The sequence below is a fragment of the Phyllobacterium sp. P5_D12 genome (genome assembly GCF_054049495.1).
Genome location: NZ_JBFUMG010000370.1, coordinates 1 through 4,553 on the forward strand (window position 1 = coordinate 1; position 4,553 = coordinate 4,553).

A 4,553-nucleotide genomic window follows, 5' to 3' on the forward strand; every position below is an offset into this window, starting at 1 on the left:
ACCCAGTTCGTGGCAAAGCATGTCGCCGCTGGCCGCAGCATAAATGTTCACTCCAGACGATAATACGCCGTGAAAGAAATTGAGTGCCAGCCTCTCGTAGTTGGCATCCCATCGGATACCGACGTCCAGTCTTACTTCCAGCTCTGGACCGCAATACCATGCTGGCCTTGCCGTGACCTTAGGACCCCAAAAATCGGCACCTCGTCGCAGAGCTTCAGCAGCAATCCAGTACCTGAAATCTTCTGTTGTCGTATCCAGGCTCGGGAGCAGCGCAGGCGGTGGAAATCCAAATTTGAACGGAGACTTTTTAATATCGGGTTGGTCGGCAATTGCGAACCCGCCTGAACCAGGGTCGTTCTCCCAAATCAGAATTATGGCCATAACACATCCCCATATGATCAAGCCTGCGCCAGTACGGCACAGTGTATTGTTCGAAGTTTGGGCGGTCATTCACACTTGCTAATGCAGAAACAGCATGCGAGCACTGCTATAATATCAAAATGATGAGCTATAGAAATGCATCCCCGGGGACAATTTCACTGTATTGATTTCCCGATTGCACAATCACAGCTCCCCCGCAAGGTAAGTCAATTGATTGTTCACTTACCCTGTATGATATAGCAATCTTGAACAACTATGAATACATAGAACGGCTTAGTCTGATTACCACCCATCTCCCACCCAAATGGATATAGCCGAATTGCAGGCTCTCCTTTTTCTTCATCTGACTTCACAATACGTCGAAGAAATGGACGCAAGTTTTGCGGACTGAATGGAGAGACGCAATGCCGGAAACTCGCCCTATGTCGGAAGAAGCACCTAACCCGAACGTAAGCCAAAGTGCGATCTCTGGCTCCGCATCCGGTCACCTGGCTTTGGTGCCAACATGGCTGCCGTTCGATGTCGCCGGCGGCCCATCCTATTCAGCCGGCGCTGGAGGCGACGGAATAGCCATGGGTATCATCAGCAGCACTCCGCTCGCTGTCTTCACCCCGTCCAACACGGCAATCGCAGGCCCCAATTCAGCAGTGGAAGCGCACCAGGGTAATGACGCCTTGATCAATCAACACTCCACGGAAATAGCTGGTATGGGCGGAAACGGTGGAAACGGCAATCTCGCCCTCGGTGGCGGTGACAACAGCATTCACAATGCCGGAAGCGGCGGCAATGGTTTCTTCGCTGGTGGTATTGTCAGTGCCGATGTTGGGGTCTTTGCCCCCGTCAATGCCGCCGTCGCGGGTGGCAGTGGTTCTTCAGCGATTGCGCATCAAACAAATAACGCCGTCATGCTGCAAGGCGCCACCCAGATTGGCGGTGTGGGCGGTTCCGGCGGGGATCACAACGGGGCAATCGACACTACTCCCGGAGGCGTTGGAACACATGTGTACACCGGTGATATGTTTGCGGGCCACGGTGGCAACGGCTATTTCATGGGTAGTATGATTGACGTGAACGTCGCGATCTTTTCGCCAATCAATATTGCCGTTGGTGCGGCAGGTGGCTCCGCTGAGGCGCACCAGACCAACAATGCGGTCTTCGATCAGGGCGGGGTCCAGATCGCAGGTATAGGCGGCGATGGCGGCGGATTCAATTTGAGTTCCGATACGATATTTACCGGCAGCAACAGTGGTGGCGGCGGTGGCTCAGGCTACTCGAACGGCAGTTTTGTCGACGTTAACATCGGATATTTCCATCCGATCAATATCGCCGTACCTGCAGGCGGCACGGCCGATGCGCAGCAGATCGATCATGTGCTCTACGATCAGCACGCGTTGCAAATGGCAGGCATAGGCGGCCATGGCGGAGACGGCAACCTTGCCGACAACCACTCCGCGCTCGTGGATGATATCCTTTCGTTCCTGCATACCTGACATCTCCTCGATACTCAAATAGACCCCTCGTCGTGGGTGGCTTCCGCGCGCGCCTTGGCGCGACCAGATGTAACCATTTTGCTGTTCATCCAATACACCCTCCCATGAAGTACACACCCCACCCAAACGAACGTCCCCGAATATCCAGCTAGTCCGCAGGCCAAATCGCGAGCACTCTTTCACGGCGGTTATTCTGCCTGACGATGACGTCGCGGGTACCTGGCCGTGGGAGAAACACGGAAAACTTAAGTAAGGAGTAAGATTATGCCTATTCCACAATTGTCTGACACGATCCAGCTCAACCATTCCGATGCAGGCGACGCGAGCRCCGGTAATGGCGGCGAAGGATACAACTACGGTAACATCCACTACGATCCCACCGCATATGTTTCCAATACACAAACAGTGTATGGAGCAGATACTGATTTGCATAATGGCGATCACGTCTGGCAAGCAGCCGGTTGGAGTGCTGGCTCAGCCGGGAATGGCGGCGACGCCGAGGCAGAGAATGGCTTCTTGGCCAACATCACCAACAACGGCTCTGGCGGACCGGGTGGCGACGCCAATTCCAATGGCAGTCAAGCAAACTCAAGCGGCGGCGATATCGCAGCGGTTTCTGCAGCTACGACTGCACAGCAGAATACTCAATTCTTCGCAGATCAGCATGCCACTATTCTAGCCGGCGTCGGCGGCAATGGCGGTAACGGCAATCTGGCCCAGGGCGGCGATATCTCGGCAGCAGTGGTTCACTCGGATCCCGAAACCACGACCGTCAACAATGCTCTCGACCATTTCATCAATGCCTTCGGGTCGATCGATCTGCACGATCTGGGCTCATAAAATCAATTTGCCAGGATCGCCGGTTGCAACCGGCGATCCTTTAATCCGGACAGCGAGACCAGATGGCTGTCCTTTCAGTGAGCACCCTGACCATGACAACGAGTCTCGTACAATCGCAGCGTCAACCGACGCATCTGGTCGTAGCTCTTCGTGCCTGCGCCGGAGCTTTCGGTCTGGTTTTCGTCTATAGCTGCGGTTACAACCTCTTTCTGCTCGCACCGTCCATCTATCTTCTGCAGATATATGACCGCGTTTTGTCCAGCCGCAGCACTGATACGCTGCTGATGTTGACGCTCATCATAGCGGTCGCTGTCATAGTCGGATCCGTGCTTGATATCGTACGACGCGCAGCTCTTTCGCGCATTGGAAGCTGGTTCGACCATCGCTTGCGGCCCTGCGTCCTTACTGCATCATTCGAATACGCGGCAAGAGCCGATACGGGCGTGGCTACCGATTGCTACCGGGACCTCGCCTCTCTGCGCCAATTTCTCGATTCGCCCGCAAGCGCACTGCTTTTCGATGTGCCTTGGGCGCCAGTTTTCCTGCTGCTGCTTTTCCTCGTCCATCCTTTGCTCGGAGCAATCGGTGTGTTGAGCGCGATCGCACTGTTATTGCTGGCGCTGCTTACGGAAGTCGCCACGCGTGAACCGCTCACCCATGCGAATGTTGCGCTGGCAAGGAGCTACGCCCGGTTTGCAACAGCGCTCAAATATATCCAGGTCATCCGGGCGATGGGCATGCAGGATGGTGCAGCACAGATCGTCTATCGCGATGCGGAAGTTGCAAGAAAAGCGCAAGATAGCGCCATGCACCGGACCGAGATAATTCTTGGTTTCTCGAAGTCCATTCGCACCTTGACACAAATACTCGTGATGGGCGCTGCGACATGGCTGGTTCTGGCCGAAAACAGCAGCCCCGGCATCATTTTCGTCGCCAGCCTTTTGCTCGGCCGCGGCCTCGCTCCAGTCGAAGGCGCAATCGGTGCCTGGCGTTCCTTTGCCTATGCCCGCAACGCCTTCAATCGTCTCAACAGAATGCTCATCGCTGTTGCTTCGGACACCGATGCTCGCATGGTGCCGGTCCCCGAGCCCAGCGGCCTTATCCTTGACAATGTCGGTTATGCGTTGCCGTTTTCCGGCCGGCCATTGCTAGGCGGAATCAAGCTTCGGCTCGCTCCCGGGGACTGCGTGGCGCTGATTGGYGCTTCTGGATCGGGCAAGTCGACACTTGGCCGCATTATCGCGGGCGTCCTTCAACCCACGAGCGGATGCGCGCTCCTTGGCGGCGTCGACATATCGGCCTTGCGTCTTTGCGGAGGAACGCACCACATCGGATATCTGCCGCAGGACATCGAGCTATTCGGCGGCGCCATCAAGGATGTGATCGGTCGGCTCGATGGCTCAGGTCCTGGCAAGGCAATCGAAGCGGCGAAACTCGTTGGTCTGCACGATGCGATCATGCGGCTGCCGCAAGGCTACGAGACCGACGTCGGCGAAGGCGGCAACTTGCTGCTTCGGGCTCAGCGGCAGCAGCTCGGTCTCGCCAGAGCGGTTTACGGCTACCCATCGCTAGTTGTGCTCGACGATCCAAATTCGAGCCTCGACTATGACGGCGAGCGGGTATTGTTCAATGCGATCGAACGTATGAAAGCAAGGGGAATGACGGTGGTAGTCATCACCCACCGGATGGGGATTCTGCCGGTCACCAACAAGATTGCAATCATGCGCAACGGGACCGTCGATGCCTTTGGAGATAGCGACGAAATTTACGACACCTATCTTCAACCGCCGTCGCAAACAGGGACATAAGGATGCTCGCCATGGCCCTCGTTCAATTCGGCAT

3 protein-coding genes and 1 pseudogene are annotated in these 4,553 nt (G+C 55.9%); 3 read left to right on the forward strand and 1 reads right to left on the reverse strand.

The genetic code is table 11. From position 1 onward, the window contains the following. Positions 1–381 (reverse strand): annotated as a pseudogene (locus tag ACXJ5O_RS19595) (hypothetical protein); the annotation flags it as partial. 404 nt (positions 382–785) lie between these two features. Between ACXJ5O_RS19595 and ACXJ5O_RS19600 the strand changes: the two are divergent. The 3 genes from ACXJ5O_RS19600 (at position 786) to ACXJ5O_RS19610 (ending at position 4,519) form a co-directional block, all read left to right on the forward strand. After that, the gene (locus ACXJ5O_RS19600; protein WP_224511331.1) at positions 786–1,871 is read left to right on the forward strand and encodes a hypothetical protein; all 1,086 of its coding nucleotides are present in this window, start codon (positions 786–788) and stop codon (positions 1,869–1,871) included. 264 nt (positions 1,872–2,135) lie between these two features. Next, the gene (locus tag ACXJ5O_RS19605) at positions 2,136–2,711 is read left to right on the forward strand and encodes a PE-PGRS family protein (protein ID WP_457301356.1); all 576 of its coding nucleotides are present in this window, start codon (positions 2,136–2,138) and stop codon (positions 2,709–2,711) included. A 92-nt stretch (positions 2,712–2,803) separates the two neighbouring features. After that, positions 2,804–4,519, forward strand: coding sequence for a type I secretion system permease/ATPase (locus ACXJ5O_RS19610; RefSeq protein WP_457301357.1), 1,716 nt, complete (start codon positions 2,804–2,806; stop codon positions 4,517–4,519). Positions 4,520–4,553: the final 34 nt, after the last annotated feature.